Consider the following 16,068-nt stretch of genomic DNA (forward strand, 5'->3'; position numbering starts at 1 on the left):
CTCGAACGGTGCTCTGTCCGCCGCCAGCTTCCGCGTCATCTGCTCGAACGGCGTCCGCTGTTCCGCCAGCCTCTGCAGCACCTGCTCGAACGGTGCTCTGTCCGCCGCCAGCTTCCGCGTCATCTGCTCGAACGGCATCCGCTGTTCCGCCAGCCTCTGCAGCACCTGCTCGAACGGTGCTCTGTCCGCCGCCAGCTTCCGGAGCAAGGTTGCATCGGGAAGCGAATTCCCGCACTCGGTCTGGTGGGGCTCACAGCGCTGGGTGCCACTCAGGCGAGCGAGAGCGGCACTGTAATGGATGCCCTCACGCCGAGCGATCTGACGAGCCTTCTGCTTGAGAGAGTTCTTGCCCCTCTTGGTCACAGCCTTCTCCGACCTTGACGAGACCCACACTCTCATCGGTCCATGGCTGTCGCCGGGGTCGATGAATGAACGTGGGCCCCAAGGGCCTTGACCGTCTGTCACTTGCGGTGTGGGCACAAGAACACTGCGGCTCGGCGTACACGGCTTGCCGTCCCAGCAGTGTACCGAAAAGCCCTGTTCCACCGGAGCAACATCCGTTGTCAGCCTGTACCCACCACCGCCCTCAGCTTCCATCCCGTCCGCCGTCGACCCACACACCGTGGAGCGGGCGTGGTTCATGGCGTCCAGGTGGAGCGCGCCACTGTACGAACGACCTGGACGCCATGGGCCGCGTCTGCTCGGCTTCGCCTGGGTCGACGGTGGACGGGATGGAAGCTCCCCGCGCACGCCACTACGGACCCGCGGTCGGGAACGGCGCCCCCTCCATCCCGGTGCCGGCCGATCCCCCGCCGGAGGCATCGTCTTGACCATGCCGCGCTACGCGGTGATCGACTCATGGCCACCCGGCCCTATCCACATGTGGGCGCGCGTCGGCGGCGGCAGCGCCGAGCGGGCCGAAGGCAGGAGCGCGGGCGCAGCCAGAGCCGGGAAGCGCGCCCGGCGGAGCGGAGCGCAGCCGGGGCTTGAACCCGTGAAGAAGGTTGTTACTCAGTAGTGGATGCGATGTGTCCTACTTCGTTTGATGCTTGACGCGTTGACGTCACTTGATGCTTGACGGTTCCGTCCTCGGTTTGCTGTCTGCGACTGCTGTCGCAGAGGGGGCCGAGGCCGGTGTTAGTGGAGCTGAGCGTGGTCGAGCAGCGCTATCACGCGGTCATGGAGGTGCTGGCCGCCGGTGCGTCGAAGACGGAGGTCGCGGCCCGGTATGGGGTGTCGCGGCAGTCGGTGCACTCCTGGGTGCGCCGTTATGAGGAGGGCGGCCTGCCTGCTCTGGCAGACCGGTCGCATCGGCCGAGGTCGCATCCGTGGCAGATGCCGGCCGCTGTGGAGGCGGCCGTGTTGGAGCTGAGACGGCTGCATCCTCGGTGGGGTCAGCGCCGGTTGCGTCATGAGCTTGCGCGTCGTGGTGTGGAGCCGGTGCCATCAGAGGCGTCGGTGTATCGGATCTTGGTGCGTCACCAGTTGATCGTGCCGGTGCAGCGGCGCAGGCGCCGGGAGGATTACCGCCGGTGGGAGCGTCCGGGGCCGATGCAGTTGTGGCAGCTGGATGTGATGGGCGGGATCTGGCTGGCCGACGGCCGTGAGCTGAAGCTGGTGACGGGGGTGGACGACCACTCCCGGTTCTGTGTGATCGCCTCGGTGGTGGAGCGGGCGACCGGCCGGGCGGTGTGCGCCGCGTTCGGGGCTGCGCTGGTGGCTTTCGGCTGTCCGGAGGAGGTGCTGACCGACAACGGTAAGCAGTTCACCGGCAGGTTCGGCACTCCGGGGCCGTCGACGGAGGTGTTGTTCGACCGTATCTGCCGGATGAACGGCATCAAGCACCGGCTGACCAAACCGCGTTCGCCGACGACCACCGGGAAGATCGAGCGGTTCCATCAGTCGCTGCGGCGTGAACTCCTGGACGACCACGGGCCGTTCACCGGACAGGCGGCCGCGCAAGCGGTCATCGACGGCTGGCGTGAGGAATACAACCTCTCGCGTCCGCATCAGTCGCTGGACATGGCCACCCCGTCCAGCCGCTTTAGGCCCGCGCCGGCCGACGGGCTGAGCCTGCGGCTTCCGGTCCAGCTGACCGTTCCACCGACAGCCGCAGAGCCGGTGGAACGCAGGGTCGAACCTGCCGGGGAGGCAGTGCTGGGCTCGCCGGGGGCGGTGGAGGTGGCACGGATCGTGCCGCCGAGTGGGAATCTGGCGGTGGCCGGTCAGCAGTTCTGGTTCGGGCCGAAGCATGCGGGCCGGGCGGTGACGTTGTGGATGGACAGCACCACTGTCCACGTCAGCCTGGACGGCAAGCGCATCAAGACCGTGCCGTCCCGCCTGAGCACCGCCGACCTGGCTCGGCTGCGGGCATCCGGCGCCCGGCCGGCCGGTCCCGCCCCCGCAGGAAGGGCCCCGGGTCCGCTGGCGGCCCGGATGCCCATCGAGGTGGCTCGCACCGTGAACGCTTCCGGGGTGCTCGGCCTGGCCGGGCAGCAGATCATCGTCGGTGTTCCGCTGGCCGGCCGGCGCGTGACCCTGCGGCTGGACGGGCCACTCATGCAGGTCATCACCGACGGGATGCTGATCCGCACCCTGCCGTGTCCTATCCCGCCCGAGCGGCGGGCCTATATCAGTGATGCCCAGCTCAGCCCGCTGCCGCCGAAGACACCGAAGGAGCCGGTCCGAGTCGGGCGCAAGGTGTCCGCCCGCGGCAGCATCCAGGTATGCGGCCAGCAGGTCCAGGTCGGCATGGTGCACGCCCGCACCGTGGTCACGGTCGAGGTCACCGACACCACCCTGCACGTCTTCGACCACGACGGACACCACCTGCGGACGGTGCCTCGCACCACCAGCAAGGAGGTGACCCGCTTCAAGGCCTACGGCACGAAGAACCGCACGACAGGCTAGGAACCGGAAAGCATCAAGCGACACACATCCGTCAAGCCTCATCTGAAGCTAGACATAGTGGATGCGATGCGCCACAAAGGCGCCTCGTACTGCTCCGGGCGGCTGCTGATCAGCAGTTGGCGCAGGTCTTCGCGTAGGGAGCCGTTGAGGTTCAAGGCCTCGGTGATGCGGCGGAACGTCGTGTGGGTGACTCCGAGGTTCCGGGCCTCGGCTTCGAACTGGTCTAGTCGGGACAGCACGGCCTGCGGGTCGAGCTTCACCGGGGGCTGCTCTTTGAGCCATGCGGCCTTGTTGCGCTCGTAGTCGATCTCCGAGTATCCGCAGACTTCGCGGCTGTGTGCCTCTACCTCGTCCAGGGCGGTGGTCGCCGTGATGGCGCGGGCCAACTGGTTGCGGCTCAGCGCTTCGTCCAGGTCGACTTCATGGACGGTCGGTCCTTCGTCGGTAAGGGGGACTGGGAGTCCGGCGTCGCGCATCTCGCACGTGCCGCGTACGCCTCGGGCTGTCGCCGCGAGCATCCCGGTTGCCTCGGACGGGTGCCACTCCAGGACGGAGCTGATCGGCTCAACGTCCTTAGCCGTGAAGGTGTGGACGAGCGGGCCGAGCATGCCGCGCAGTTCATCGGGCAGCATTTCGCCGTCCAGGCCGGGACCTGTGACCAGGAGGCGGATCGGTGCGTTCACCTGGCAGCAGGCGGCGAGCGTGAGGGCGTCGGCGAGCGGGCTTTTCAGTGTCGGCTCATCGCCTCGGGCAAGGATGTCGCCGCCTACGTCCAGGAGATCGATTGACTCCGGTGACAAGTGGGCTACCAGCTCTTCGAGTTGGCGGGTGATGCCCTCGGCTCCGTGGCGTGGGTCGATCAGCGCGAAGGTGTGCGGGAACTCTGCCGCGAGCCGGGGGAGGGTCGAGCCTGCCGGAGCGATCGGTCGCGCGTCGGCCGGCACTGTCCAGACTGCTGGGGTGAGGTGTTGGAGGCCGGTGAAGTTGTCTGGTCCTCGGGGGCCCGGAACTGGGTCGATCAGGAGGCGGTCCCACGCGTACGTGAGGATCACCGCCTGGTCCTCGTCGCCGTAGAGGGCGGCGTGAAGCATGGCGGCGGCGACTGCGTCGCCCCCTCCTCCTGCTGCGACGATCAACCGCTTCATGCGGCTCAGCCTACGGGGTCGGGAGTTGACCACTCACTCTATAGTGGCCACTGGCCATAGCCACTTTGGACCAGGAGGAGGAGACATGCCTCAGATCGAAGAGGCTCAGCCGAAGTATCTCCAGATCGCGCACTACATCCGTGATCAGATTCTTCGGGGTGACCTGCGGCCGGGCGACGAGGTGCCCTCGGAGCGGCAGTTGGCGGCGGACTGGAAGGTGTCCCGGCCCACCGCCGCACGGTCGTTGGAGGCGCTGAGCCACCAGGGGCTCGTCGAGAAGCGTCAGGGATCGGGCACGTACGTGCGCAGCTTGGAAGTCAACCGGCGGGCACGCGAGTTGTACGGGCGGGCTCGGCAGACCGGGAAGATCTACACGCCCGGTGAGTACGCGGTGATTACCTCGGCGGGTTGGATGGAGGCGCCGGACCACGTTGCCGAGGCTTTGGGCCTGGTCAAGGACCGTCGTGCGGTGCATCGGCGGCGGGTGACGAACAACCAGGACGGCCCTATCACGCTGTCCACCTCGTGGTTTGCTTCGGACATCGGCCAGCGCGCGCCGAAGCTCTTGGAGCCAGAGCGGATCCAGGAGGGGACGCTCATGTATGTCGAGAACATGACGGGGCGTCAAGGCAGTTATGCCGAAGACCGTATGTGCGCTCGCGGTGTGACTGAGGAGGAGGCAGCGGATCTCCAGCTGGAGCCGGGGTCTGCGGTCCTGATCGTTCATCACGTCGTCTTCGACCTCCAGGACCGGCCGTTGGAGTTCGCCGAAGCCACTTACCCGCCGCATCGCTGGGCGTTCGAGCAGGGCTACCCGCTCACCTGATGGTCCGGCAGTTGTGCCGAACCGCTTGCGTACTCCAACTGGCTAATGCCACTATCCACAAAGTGGCTAAGGCCACTTGGATGCAAGGGGGCACGTAGTGACGAGTCAGCGGCCGAACCAGGGCGCGCGTGCAACTTGCCGGGGATGCCGGGGGCGCGGTTGGAAGCGCGTCGGCTCCCGTACGGCTCTGGCGCTCTCCACGGCCAATGACCGCCTCCGTGCCACATCGAAACGGCGCTGCCTCGACTGTGACGGCAGCGGCAAGGAGTGAGTGCGGATGGCCTACACGATCGACCGCTTTCCCTCTGAGGACTCACCGCGGCTCGGTGCCATGACCTTGCACCCTGTCGCGGAGTCTGTGCCTCGGGCTCGGCGCTGGTTCAGGAAGTTCATCGCCCCGTACAACCCGGGCTGCTCGATCGACGACTGTGCGTTGATGATCTCGGAGCTGGTGACTAACGCGATTCTCTACGGGCGGGCGGATGAGACCTGGGCGGTGCGCGTTGAGTGGTACCGCGAGGAGACCTCGCTTCGGATCGAGGTACACAATCCGGGCTTCCCGGCGAACGTGCGCATGCGGCAGCCGGGGGCCAATGACGCCCACGGGCGCGGGCTGCTCCTGGTCGACTCCATCGCCGAGTCGTGGCACTCCGGTCCGAGTCGCTTCGGCGGGACAGTCGTCTCGTTCGTCGTTGCTGACGCGTGGCCGGCCAGCGAGGGATTCGGGCCGATTCTGTTCTGACGGTTCAGTTGTCGCTAGTCTGGTTGACCAGTTGACTTGGCCAATCTCGACAGGCGGCGTTCATGGCGTATGAAGTGGCGGCACCGAAGTACGTGCGCCTCGCGCAGACGATCCAGCGCCGCATCGAGGACGGCACGTATCCGCCCGGCACTCGGGTGCCCAGCGAGAACCAGTTGGTGCAAGCCTTCGGGATGTCTCGTCCGACCGTCGTACGGGCGCTGGAGCTGCTGAAGCGTGACGGCTGGCTGGAGTCTCGGCAGGGGTTCGGCACGATTGTGAGGGGCCGTCCTGAGGTCGTAGAGCACCAGGACCGGCGGGGTCGTGAGGCACTGGAGCGTGATGAGTCGCGGTCCTCGGGGCGCCTGGTTGAAGTCGCTGAAGTCCCTGTCCCGGCGCGGGTCGCCTCCACACTCGGGCTGCCGAAGCGGGCCAAGGTCCTGATGCGCCGCTTCCTGGTGGAGGAGGACGGTGAAGCAGTCGAGTTGGTCTCGTCGTACTTCCCCGCCGGCCTGGTCGAGGGCACCGAGCTGGAGAGCGCCAAAGCACTGACCAGCAGCACTCGCGTACACCTGGAGGCGCGGAAGAAGGTCCGCTTCGACCATGTGACGGAGAGGGTCTCGGCCCGACTGCCCGAACGTGCCGAAGCTGAGCTTCTGAACCTTCCGGACGGCATTCCCGTCCTCAGCGTCCTAGTCGTCGCGTGTGACGCTTCTGGGCAGGCGCTGCAAGTCTCTGACGTGCTGCTTCCTTCCGACCGGCAGGAACTTCAAGACACCTACCGGCTCAACTGACGCGCAATGGTCCGGGCCGCGCCTTGAGCGTCTGACTTGGCCCTGTCTCAAGAGCGTGGCTGTCGGCTGGCAAGCCGGTAGATCAGATAAGTGAGCGCCAGGATGAAGTCGACGGCTACCCACAAGCCGATCATGAGGCCCACTCCGATCGTGGTTCCGGCATCGCCTGCGGCCTCGCACAACTCCAGATCGTCGCCTGTCAGGCCTCGGCACTCGTCGGGCGTGCCGCTGCCGGTTGAGGCGCCGATTATCACCAAAATCAGGAACAGGATCTGGACTGCCAGGAAGACCCAGAAGAAGACACGGTGCCGTTTCCTCGGCGGGGGTGCTGTCCAGCCCTGACCGGGGGGTTGGCCGGGCGGGAAGCCTGGAGCGGGTTCCGACCCGGCGGCTGGTGGAGGTGTTGACTCACTGGGGGTCTGCGGCCCCCACATCTGTTGCTGTTTCTTGGGATGCCGAGCGTGGCGCAGCTTGCTCATGATCCCGCCCTTCTCGATGTTGCTGCTTTCCATCGTGCTCCTCCGAGGGGTCGGCGTGTAGTGGCCAGGCCACCCAAGCCACTTGACAAGTCAACCTGGCATCTCTAACTTCGAACTTGCTAAGTCAACTTGTCAGGTAGCGAGTTGATCGACTCAGAAGGAGAAATCTCTGTGCGTGTGATCCGCATTGACGCCTCGACCGCCACGGTCCTTCTCACCGAAGCTCCGGCGCCGAAGGTGCGCGACCGGCAGACCGGTGAGATCGCCAAGGACGCCGTGAGTGGTGAGGCACTGATGACGATCGGCGTCGTCTACATCGAGGAGGGGGAGTCGTCGCTGATCAAGGTGACGGTTCCTGAGAGCGGTGTCTCCGAGGGGCTGACGCTCGGTGCTCCGGTCGCACTGCCGGGGCTGGTGGCTCGGCCGTGGGAGAGCGTGTTCAACGGCCAGCAGCGGCACGGCATCGCCTACCGGGCCACCGCCGTGGCTCCGGGGGCCTTCCCGATGGCCGAGGCGGGCTGATCGCTGTGACGGACCTGGTGACGTGGGCCGAGCTGGGCGGGTCGCTCGCTGCGATAGGCGGCGCGGTCTACGCCCGGCACGCCCACCCCTCGGCGTACTGGTCCACGGTCGGCCTGCCGCTCGCGGTGGCCCGGCTGTTGGCCTCGTACTCCTCGACCATGGACGCGTGCGGCCTGACGGTCGCTCCGTCCCGGTGGCGGGCACTGGCCGTCAAGGCGACCACTCGCCGTGAGATCCGGCCGATGCCTCCGCGCCGGGGCGTGATCCGGCCCACCACGACCGGCTTGCGACTCCGGCTGCGGCTGGCTCCGGGGCAGGAACCTGCGGACGTGGCAGCCTCGGCCGAACGCCTTCGGCACGCATGGGGCGTTCACGCCGTGTACGTCCGGGACGTGAAGCCTGGGGTCGTGGAATTGCGGCTCGTCGGCTTCGACGTTCTGCGGAAGGTGCGGATGCCTCGCCGGACCGACACCGGACCGCTGCAAGTGCCGGTGGCTCTACGGGAGGACGCAACCGCCTTCGTACGGGACTACCGGACCGTTCCTCACGAACTGGTGCTCGGCGCCACCCTGTCGGGCAAGTCCATGTTCCTGCGAAACCTGATGGCCGGGCTGGCTGCTCAACGAGTGGTCCTGGTCGGGATCGACTGCAAGCGTGGTGTGGAGCTGGCGCCGTTCGCGTCCCGGCTCTCAGCGCTGGCGACCGATCCGGAGCAGGCAGCCGAGTTGCTGCCTGTGCTGGTCAAAGAAATGGAGGACCGATACGACCTGATCAAGGCCCGGCAGGGCATCGCTCCCGGCACCCCGGATGAGGAGATCACCTCGGACATCTGGGGACTCCCTGAGCACGAACGCCCGGCTCCCATCGTGATGTTGGTCGACGAGGTGGCCGAACTCTTCCTCGTTGCCACAAGGAAGGACGAGGAACGGCGGGACGAGATGGTCACCCGACTCATCCGCCTCGCCCAACTCGGCCGCGCGGCTGGCATCTACCTGGAGGTCTGCGGGCAGCGATTCGGGGCCGAGCTGGGCAAGGGCGCGACCATGCTCCGGGCTCAGCTGACCGGCCGGGTCTGCCACCGCGTGAACGACGAAGCCTCCGCCAAAATGGCGCTCGGCGATATCGCCCCTGAGGCGGTCATGGCCGCCTGCGCCATCGCCCCCGAGCTGCCCGGCCTCGCCGTCGTCGGCGACACGTCCGGCGGCTGGTCCCGCATCCGTACGCCGTACCTGTCTCTCGCCGAGGCTGCGGCCACCTGCCGCGCGACAGCCCACCTCGCCCCGGACGTACCGGCGCTCACGCCCTTCCGGCCGTACGTCCCGCCCGCGCCGGTGAAGGCGTCCGGGCCCGTGGCCCCTCCTCAGCCGGTCACCGACTAAACCGCACCGCTCCAACGGCCGGCGCGGCCGTCCCGGGCCACGTCCCTACCCCACCCATGCCTGGAACCGGAAGGAGTCGCGCCGTGCGTGTCATGCCCGTCCGCGTTGACGCCGTGCTCGTTCAAGCGCTGATCGCCGCCGCGCTGTCCTTCGCCCACCTGCACGACCTGGCCTCAGCTGCCGGACAGCACGGCTGGAAGGCGTGGGCCTACCCGGTCTCCGTCGACCTGCTGTTGGTGGCGGCATGGCGGCGGCTCCGCTCGGGGGAGGCGAAGGCGGCCGGGTGGTGCTGGTTCCTCGTCGCCCTGGTCGCCTCCCTCGGCGCCAACGTCGCCACCGCCGGACTGCTCGACCTGGACGACGTACCGGCTTGGCTTCGCATCCTCGTGGCGGGCTGGCCCGCGGTTGCCTTCCTTGGCGGCACGCTCCTTGCCCACGGATCACCGAAGCTGAGCGAGGCTCCGGCGACGGCACCCGAACCGCCCTCGAAGGCCACCGCCCCCGAACCCGCCACCACAGAAGTCGAACCGCTCTTGGCAGCGGCCGAACTCCCCGCCACCGAGCCGGAGTCGGCTACGCCGTCGCCCGCTCCGGTACCGCCCGCCCTCGTCGCTCACGCCCGCAAGGTTGCCGACGAGCACCGCGCCCGGACCGGAACCGCCATCGACACCTCGACCCTTCGCGCCCGGCTCGGTGTCCCGATGCCGCTCGCCGAAGCCATCGCCACCCAACTCACCTGAACTCGAAGGACTTTCCCCTTGCGTCCAACCACGCTCCGCGCGCTGAGGCGCGCTGCCGAGCTGACCCGACAGAACCGCCTCACCGAAGCCGTGCTGATCGCCGAGCCGGTCATCCTCGCCGCCGACAGCTACGAGGGCGACGAGATCTTGCGCTGGCTGGCCGACCACGTCACCGACTTCACCGGCGAAACCGCAGAGGAGAACCCCTGATGCCCGCCAACCGCCGCTTCCGCAACGTCGTCCGCATCGGCCCCGTACAGGTCGCCACCTCCTACGACGGCCCGGGCCGCGAGAAGCACACCACAGCCTGCACGGCACCGCGCTGCGGCTTCTCCACCGACTACGACAGCCGCGCCGCCGCCGAGCTGGCTGCCCGCACCCACCGCTGCCCCGCCCGCTGATCCGCTGAGGAGACCGCCCGTGACCGTCAGCCTTCCACTCGTCTTCGTCCTGGGCGTCATCGCCTGGGCCGCGATCAAGTTCCTCGGCATCCGCCTCTGGGTCGCCGTCGTGATCGCCCTGTTCGGCTTCTGGCTCTCCCACACCTTCCTCGCCCCCGCCATCGAGTCCGGCACCCGCTCCGGGGTCGACGTCGTCAACGGCACCAACCGCTGAAAGGAACTCCGCCATGTTCCGCCCCAAGCTGCCCGACGTCCCCACTCCGCCGTCGACCCTCATCCCTCAGCAGCACCACAACCCGGCGCCCACGGTCGGCCGCTCGCTCAGCCCCTACGCGGGCCCGGCCGCCGCTGTCCTGGTCGCCGGTGTCGTTCTCACCGCGCTCCTGGCGGCCGTCGCCGTAACGGCCATCTCCGTGGCCATCGCCGCCGTGGTTCTGCGCTCGCTCGTCAACAACGCCAACAGGCGCTGACCGGCCGCCGGGGCGGCAACAAGCCGCCAAGCATCCCGCCGCCCCGGGGCCGTCCCTCCCAACCGCCGAAACAGCCGAAAGGAACCCCCATCATCACCCGGCAGACTCCGCCTCCGCTGGCGGAACTCTCCATGCTGGCCTCCCTCGGCACCATGCCCGAGCTGGCCCGTCAAATCTCCGGCCTGGGAGGCTGCACCCACCCGGTACGCCTCGACGGCCACCGCACCGAGTACGAGGTCAACAAGACAACCGGCGAGATCGGCCGCGTCCTGCACCGCCTCGACTCGACCGCCCTCCCGGCCGGTCAGCTCCTCATGCGCTGCAACAACCGCCGCGCCACCCGCTGCACGGCCTGCGCCGAGACCTACCGCCGCGATACATACCACCTGATCACTGCCGGACTACGTGGCGGCAAGGGGACCCCCGAGCAGGTCTCCACGCACCCGCGCGTCTTCGCCACCTTCACCGCCCCGAGCTTCGGCCCGGTCCACAACAGGCCCTCCAACGGCCGGGCCTGCCGCTGCGGCATCCGCCACGCCGAGACGGACTCCGCCCTCGGCACGCCCCTCGACCCGGACACGTACGACTACGAAGCGGCCGTGCTCTGGAACGCCCACGCCGGGGCCCTCTGGCGCCGGTTCTCCATCTACCTCCGCCGCGAGGTTGCCAAGCGCGCGGGACTCACCCAACGCGCCTTCCGCGACCACGCGCGTATCTCCTTCGCCAAGGTCGCCGAGTACCAGAAGCGCGGCGCTGTCCACTTCCACGCAGTCATCCGCCTCGACGGCCCGGAAGGTGGTGACACGTCTCCTCCACCCTGGGCTACGGCCGAACTGCTCACCGATGCCATCCACGAAGCCGTCACCACAGCACGCGTCCACGGCCCGCAGATCGACGGCTGGGCTCACATCTTCACCTTCGGCCGCCAACTGGACGTCCGCACGATCCGCTCTGCCGACTTCGACGGCGGCCAGGACCTGACCGAGCGAGCCGTGGCCGCGTACATCGCCAAGTACGCCACCAAGGGCGCCGAGACCGCGACCGGCACCCTGGACCGGCCGCTTCGCTTCCTCGCCGAGCTGGCACAGGCCCGGCTCACCGACCACGCCCGCCGCATGATCCGCACCGCCTGGGCCCTCGGCGCACGCCCCGAGCTGGCGGAGCTCCGACTGCGGGCCTGGGCTCACATGCTCGGCTTCCGCGGTCACTTCTCCACCAAGTCGCGCCGCTACTCCACCACTCTCGGCGCCCTCCGTGACGCCCGCGCCGAATGGCGCCGTGCCCAAGCGACTCCGGTCACCACCCCGCAGGACGGCGAAACCACGCTCGTCCTCGCCCACTGGGTCTTTGCCGGAACCGGCCTCAGTGCTGGTGAGCAATGGCTGGCGGCATCCCTCGAACCCGCCCCCGGAACGGAAGGAGAGCCCACTACATGAACGACCGCTACCTGTCCGTCGACCAGGTCGCCGAGCTGCTCGGTACAACCGCCCGCTTCCCCCGGCGGCTCATCGAGGAGCGGCGCATCCGGTACGTGAAGGTCGGCCGGCATGTGCGCATCCCGGAGAGTGCGGTCGAGGAGTTCATCCGGTCTTGCACGGTGGAGCCGCTGAGGCGGCCTCGCCCGCGCTATGGAAGGGCTGCCTGATGGCCAACAGCAGGGGCAGGCGCCGCCGCTTCGGCGCGATCCGACGGCTTCCCTCCGGGCGGTACCAGGCGCGCTATCCGGGGCCAGACGGCGTGATGCGTCCGGCTCCCTTCACGTTCGAGACGACGGCTGACGCGGATGACTGGCTTGCCGAAAGGCAGACGGAGATTCGTCGTGGCGACTGGCGTGACCCCGATGCAGGCGCGGTGGGCTTCCGGGCCTACTCGGAGAAGTGGGTGGAGGAACGGGAGCTCGCGCCGCTGACGCAGGACCTCTACCGGTATCTCCTCGACAAGCACTTGTTCGCGTTAGCCGACCAGGACTTGGACGAGATCACTGCGCCCCGAGTCCGGGAGTGGCGGGCCGAACGGCTGCGGCTCACGGGTGCCAAGACGATCACGGCCAAGGCGTACCGCCTCCTCAAGGCCATCATGGAGACGGCCGTTGACGATGAGCTGATCACGCGCAATCCGTGCCGGATCAAGGGTGCTGGTAAGGAGAAGGCAGCTGAGCGGCGTATCGCCACCGTCGGCCAGGTGGACGCCCTCGCCAACGCGGTCGGCATGCGGTGGCGGCTGATGGTCTACCTCGGCGCCTATGGCCCGCTCCGGCCGGAAGAGCTGGCCGGCCTCCGGCGCCGGGACGTCGACCTCGACAACTTGCGCCTCCGCGTCGGCCTCGCCGAGCCGGAGCGGATGAACGGGCGCCGCGTCCAGGGCGACACCAAGTCCGAGGCGGGCACCCGGACTGTGATTCTTCCCGCCTTCCTCCGCCGGGAGCTCCGCTGGCACCTGGAGTCCTACGCCGAGCCGGGCCCGGACGGGCTGCTCTTCGTCGGAGAGAAGGGGGCTCCTTTCCGGCGTAGCACTTTCGGGCGGAAGTGGCGGAAGGCTCGGGAGATCGTCGGCATGCCGGAGGGCTTCCGGTTCTACGACCTCCGGCACACCGGGCACACCCTCTCCACGCGTTCCGGTGCCACCCTGAAGGACACGATGGTGCGAGCCGGGCAGTCCTCGGAGAAGGCCGCGCTGATCTATCAGCACTCGGACGAGGAGCGACAGGAGGAGGTCGCCGCCGGACTCGATGCCACGGTCCAGAGGGCTCGGGAAGAGGCCGCCCGGAAGGTCACCGAGAAGCGTTCTGGCACGGATCTGGCACGCGGCGAGTGATCACAGCGGACAGCAAAAGGGCCCAGGTCTCTGACCTGGGCCTTCTTCATGGAGCGGGTGACGAGAATCGAACTCGCGCTCTCAGCTTGGGAAGCTGATGTTCTACCATTAAACTACACCCGCGTAAGACGCCCGCCGGGAAGATCCGAGAGGATCCGGAGGCGGTGTCCGAACGCCTGGTCACTGTACCTCATCACCGGCCCCCGGCGCTGACGCCGCGGGGCCTGAGTGGGTTTCAGGGGGTGGGATCCGGGTGCAGGGGGCCGGAGTTGGGGCGTACGGTGGAGCAGCGTGAGAGGGGCCGGGCGGGGTCGGAGTGCCGCCTGGAGGGCCGTCCCTTTGATCCCGTAATGTGGCCTCTCGTCGTCAGGCAGGCAGCAGCCAGACGCGGCTCTTGGGGAAGGGACTCTTGGACTTGATGGAGCGCACCGTCGTCCGTTGTGCCGATGGGCACGTGTTCAGCACCGCTTCGTTCCCGATGCAGCAGGCCGATCGCCTCGGCCCCGGCCGGCTCCTCCGGTGTCCCCGGTGTGCCCGGCTTCGGAGTGTGGTGCCGGTGACACTGGAAAAGCGGTAGCGGAGCAGCAGTAAGCAGAAGTAGCCGTAACAGGAGTATCAGCAGTCACAGCAGGTGCAGCGCCAGGCGCGCGGCGGCGCGATTGTGGCCGTTCCGCGCGCCTTGCGTATCCTCGGGGCGTGCTTCTCTCAGACAAGGACATCCGGGCCGAGATCGACGCCGGGCGGGTGCGGATCGATCCCTACGACCAGACCATGGTGCAGCCGTCCAGCATCGACGTACGGCTGGACCGGTACTTCCGGGTGTTCGAGAACCACCGGTACCCGCACATCGACCCCTCCATCGAGCAGGCGGATCTCACGCGGCTCGTGGAGCCGGAGGGGGATGAGCCGTTCATCCTGCATCCCGGGGAGTTCGTGCTCGCCTCGACGTACGAGGTCATCTCGCTGCCCGACGATCTTGCGTCGCGGCTCGAGGGGAAGAGCTCGCTCGGGCGGCTCGGGCTCGTCACCCACTCCACCGCCGGGTTCATCGACCCGGGGTTCAGCGGGCACGTCACCCTTGAGCTGTCCAACCTCGCCACGCTCCCCATCAAGCTCTGGCCGGGCATGAAGATCGGGCAGCTGTGCATGTTCCGGCTCAGCTCGCCCGCCGAGTTCCCGTACGGGAGCGAGCGGTACGGGTCCCGGTACCAGGGGCAGCGCGGTCCGACCGCCTCCCGGTCCTTCCAGAACTTCCATCGGACTCAGGTGTGAGCGCCGGGATGGGCGAAGAGCAGACACGCGAGAATCTGACCTACGAGCTGTTCGGCACCGCCGTCCGTGAGCTCGCGCAGACCATCGCCGACGACGGCTACGAGCCGGACATCGTGCTCAGCATCGCCCGCGGCGGGGTCTTCGTCGCCGGTGGGCTCGCCTACGCCCTCGACTGCAAGAACCTTCATCTGGTGAATGTCGAGTTCTATACGGGGGTGGGGACCACGCTCGAGATGCCCGTCATGCTCGCTCCCGTCCCCAACGCGATCGACTTCACCGACAAGAAGGTCCTGATCGCCGACGACGTCGCCGACACCGGCAAGACGCTGAAGCTCGTGCACGACTTCTGCGTCGAGCATGTCGCCGAGGTGCGGTCCGCGGTCATCTATGAGAAGTCCCACTCGCTCGTGAAGTGCGAGTACGTGTGGAAGCGCACCGACGAGTGGATCAACTTCCCGTGGAGCGTCGAACCACCCGTGGTCCGGCGGGCCGGGCAGGTGCTCGACGCCTGAGGTGTGGTGAGAGATGAGAAGGGCCCCCGGCAGCCGTGCCGGGGGCCCTTTCTCGTGCGTGTTCTGCCGGCCGCGGCCCTAGAACGTGCCCAGCTTCACGATCGACAGCAGTGCGACCAGCTGGATCGCGCTCGCGCCCAGGGCCTTCGGCCAGGGGAGGTCGTGGGACTTGGAGACCATCAGGGTGAGGAGGGCGCCGGCTGCGATCCAGGTGGCCCAGCCGAGGGCCTGGACGAAGGTGGCGTCGCCGCCGGCGAACATGGCGAAGACCAGGCGGGGGGCGTCCGTGAGGGACATGATCAGCATGGAGAGGCCGACCGTGGGCTGCCAGGCGCCGTCGCCGCCGAGCTGGCGGGCCAGGGTGTGGGTGACCACGCCCAGGACGAAGGCCGACAGGACCATCGCGACGGCGGTCGTCAGGACGATGGGGACCGCGTTCGAGAGGGTCGCGTTGATCGCGTCCGCCCGCGCGCCGTCGAAGCCGAAGACGGCCAGCAGGCCGTAGAGGAAGCTCACGACGAGGGCGGTGCCCCACATCGAGTAGTCCCGCATCTGCAGGAAGGTCTGCGAGGGCGACAGGACGATGCCGCGCAGCAGCTGCTTCCAGTGCAGGCGGGGGCCGACCGGGGCGGCCGGGGCCGCGCCCGCTCGGTAGGTGCCGCCCTGGCTGTAGGGGTCGTCGTCGACCGAGAACGCCTGGGTGTGGCCCGGGTTGTTCGCCGCGTACGGGTCCGGGGCGCCGCCGCCCGGGCCGTGCGGGTAGCCGCCGTCGCCGAAGTACTCCGGCTCGCCGTGGCCGCCCTGGCCACCGGCACCGTAACCGCCGTAGCCACCACCGCCGTTCGCCTGCGGCCAGCCGCCTGCGCCGCCGCCACGGCCGCCGTGCGGCTGCTGCGGCGGCGGGGGATAGCCGTACGACTGTCCCTGGGGCGCCTGCTGCCCGTACGGAGGTTGTTGGGGGCGCGCTTGCGGGCTGCCGTTGTTCCGGCTTCCGCGTCCGATCCTGAATCCAGCCACGTCTTCGAACGTACCTGGTCCGGGAGAATCGCGTGCCGGGCCCTGCGG

20 protein-coding genes and 1 tRNA gene are annotated in these 16,068 nt (G+C 68.4%); 16 read left to right on the forward strand and 5 right to left on the reverse strand.

Going from position 1 to position 16,068, the window contains the following annotated elements; translation table 11 throughout:
* On the reverse strand, nucleotides 1-399 hold a 399-nt coding region (locus ACZ7M7_RS34900), incomplete at its 3' end, for a hypothetical protein (protein WP_472123971.1).
* Between the two features lie 747 nt (nucleotides 400-1,146).
* Here ACZ7M7_RS34900 and ACZ7M7_RS34905 point away from each other — a divergent pair.
* A complete protein-coding gene (locus ACZ7M7_RS34905; protein ID WP_472124493.1) occupies nucleotides 1,147-2,910 on the forward strand; it encodes an IS481 family transposase in 1,764 nt (587 codons plus the stop codon).
* Between the two features lie 38 nt (nucleotides 2,911-2,948).
* On the opposite strand, the gene ACZ7M7_RS34910 is transcribed toward ACZ7M7_RS34905, so the two are convergent.
* A complete protein-coding gene (locus ACZ7M7_RS34910) occupies nucleotides 2,949-4,055 on the reverse strand; it encodes a DUF1152 domain-containing protein (protein ID WP_472123973.1) in 1,107 nt (368 codons plus the stop codon).
* Between the two features lie 85 nt (nucleotides 4,056-4,140).
* On the opposite strand from ACZ7M7_RS34910, the gene ACZ7M7_RS34915 reads away from it, so the two are divergent.
* From ACZ7M7_RS34915 to ACZ7M7_RS34925, 3 genes are all read left to right on the forward strand, one after another.
* Entirely contained in the window at nucleotides 4,141-4,881 is a 741-nt protein-coding gene (locus tag ACZ7M7_RS34915; protein WP_472123977.1) for a GntR family transcriptional regulator, read from the forward strand.
* A gap of 277 nt (nucleotides 4,882-5,158) precedes the next feature.
* On the forward strand, nucleotides 5,159-5,623 hold the full coding sequence (locus ACZ7M7_RS34920) for an ATP-binding protein (protein WP_472123980.1): 465 nt from the start codon (nucleotides 5,159-5,161) through the stop codon (nucleotides 5,621-5,623).
* Nucleotides 5,624-5,685: 62 nt separating this feature from the next.
* On the forward strand, nucleotides 5,686-6,414 hold the full coding sequence (locus ACZ7M7_RS34925; RefSeq protein WP_472123983.1) for a GntR family transcriptional regulator: 729 nt from the start codon (nucleotides 5,686-5,688) through the stop codon (nucleotides 6,412-6,414).
* A 47-nt stretch (nucleotides 6,415-6,461) separates the two neighbouring features.
* Here ACZ7M7_RS34925 and ACZ7M7_RS34930 read toward each other — a convergent pair whose 3' ends face one another.
* On the reverse strand, nucleotides 6,462-6,926 hold the full coding sequence (locus ACZ7M7_RS34930; RefSeq protein ID WP_472123986.1) for a hypothetical protein: 465 nt from the start codon (nucleotides 6,924-6,926) through the stop codon (nucleotides 6,462-6,464).
* A gap of 138 nt (nucleotides 6,927-7,064) precedes the next feature.
* Here ACZ7M7_RS34930 and ACZ7M7_RS34935 point away from each other — a divergent pair, with 138 nt between their 5' ends.
* From ACZ7M7_RS34935 to ACZ7M7_RS34980, 10 genes are all read left to right on the forward strand, one after another.
* Nucleotides 7,065-7,415 carry an SCO3933 family regulatory protein gene (locus tag ACZ7M7_RS34935; protein ID WP_472123989.1) on the forward strand — a complete coding sequence of 117 codons (351 nt, stop codon included), beginning with the start codon at nucleotides 7,065-7,067 and terminating at the stop codon, nucleotides 7,413-7,415.
* A gap of 5 nt (nucleotides 7,416-7,420) precedes the next feature.
* Entirely contained in the window at nucleotides 7,421-8,794 is a 1,374-nt protein-coding gene (locus ACZ7M7_RS34940; protein ID WP_472123992.1) for an FtsK/SpoIIIE domain-containing protein, read from the forward strand.
* Nucleotides 8,795-8,877: 83 nt separating this feature from the next.
* The gene (locus ACZ7M7_RS34945) at nucleotides 8,878-9,534 is read left to right on the forward strand and encodes a DUF2637 domain-containing protein (protein WP_472123994.1); all 657 of its coding nucleotides are present in this window, start codon (nucleotides 8,878-8,880) and stop codon (nucleotides 9,532-9,534) included.
* 18 nt (nucleotides 9,535-9,552) lie between these two features.
* Nucleotides 9,553-9,744, forward strand: a complete 192-nt coding sequence (locus tag ACZ7M7_RS34950; protein ID WP_472123997.1) for an RING finger protein — start codon at nucleotides 9,553-9,555, stop codon at nucleotides 9,742-9,744.
* A complete protein-coding gene (locus ACZ7M7_RS34955; RefSeq protein WP_472124000.1) occupies nucleotides 9,744-9,935 on the forward strand; it encodes a mobile element transfer protein in 192 nt (63 codons plus the stop codon). Before ACZ7M7_RS34950 ends, ACZ7M7_RS34955 begins: the two co-directional genes overlap by 1 nt.
* Nucleotides 9,936-9,954: 19 nt before the next feature.
* On the forward strand, nucleotides 9,955-10,149 hold the full coding sequence (locus ACZ7M7_RS34960) for a hypothetical protein (protein WP_472124003.1): 195 nt from the start codon (nucleotides 9,955-9,957) through the stop codon (nucleotides 10,147-10,149).
* Nucleotides 10,150-10,162: 13 nt separating this feature from the next.
* Nucleotides 10,163-10,405, forward strand: a complete 243-nt coding sequence (locus tag ACZ7M7_RS34965) for a SpdD protein (RefSeq protein ID WP_472124006.1) — start codon at nucleotides 10,163-10,165, stop codon at nucleotides 10,403-10,405.
* 131 nt (nucleotides 10,406-10,536) lie between these two features.
* The gene (locus tag ACZ7M7_RS34970; protein WP_472124009.1) at nucleotides 10,537-11,841 is read left to right on the forward strand and encodes a replication initiator; all 1,305 of its coding nucleotides are present in this window, start codon (nucleotides 10,537-10,539) and stop codon (nucleotides 11,839-11,841) included.
* Complete coding sequence (locus tag ACZ7M7_RS34975) at nucleotides 11,838-12,050, forward strand: excisionase family DNA-binding protein (RefSeq protein ID WP_472124011.1); 213 nt, start codon at nucleotides 11,838-11,840, stop codon at nucleotides 12,048-12,050. Before ACZ7M7_RS34970 ends, ACZ7M7_RS34975 begins: the two co-directional genes overlap by 4 nt.
* Entirely contained in the window at nucleotides 12,050-13,219 is a 1,170-nt protein-coding gene (locus ACZ7M7_RS34980) for a tyrosine-type recombinase/integrase (protein WP_472124014.1), read from the forward strand. Before ACZ7M7_RS34975 ends, ACZ7M7_RS34980 begins: the two co-directional genes overlap by 1 nt.
* A gap of 49 nt (nucleotides 13,220-13,268) precedes the next feature.
* Here ACZ7M7_RS34980 and ACZ7M7_RS34985 read toward each other — a convergent pair.
* Nucleotides 13,269-13,342 (reverse strand) — tRNA-Gly (locus ACZ7M7_RS34985).
* Between the two features lie 573 nt (nucleotides 13,343-13,915).
* On the opposite strand from ACZ7M7_RS34985, the gene dcd reads away from it, so the two are divergent.
* Both dcd and ACZ7M7_RS34995 read left to right on the forward strand, forming a co-directional pair.
* Nucleotides 13,916-14,491, forward strand: coding sequence for a dCTP deaminase (dcd, locus tag ACZ7M7_RS34990; RefSeq protein WP_328880338.1), 576 nt, complete (start codon nucleotides 13,916-13,918; stop codon nucleotides 14,489-14,491).
* A gap of 8 nt (nucleotides 14,492-14,499) precedes the next feature.
* Nucleotides 14,500-15,003 carry a phosphoribosyltransferase gene (locus tag ACZ7M7_RS34995; protein ID WP_383615212.1) on the forward strand — a complete coding sequence of 168 codons (504 nt, stop codon included), beginning with the start codon at nucleotides 14,500-14,502 and terminating at the stop codon, nucleotides 15,001-15,003.
* Nucleotides 15,004-15,081: 78 nt separating this feature from the next.
* On the opposite strand, the gene ACZ7M7_RS35000 is transcribed toward ACZ7M7_RS34995, so the two are convergent.
* On the reverse strand, nucleotides 15,082-16,020 hold the full coding sequence (locus ACZ7M7_RS35000; RefSeq protein WP_383633041.1) for a Yip1 family protein: 939 nt from the start codon (nucleotides 16,018-16,020) through the stop codon (nucleotides 15,082-15,084).
* Between the last annotated feature and the right edge of the window lie 48 nt (nucleotides 16,021-16,068).

It is taken from the genome of Streptomyces sp. NPDC111606 (genome assembly GCF_055656945.1).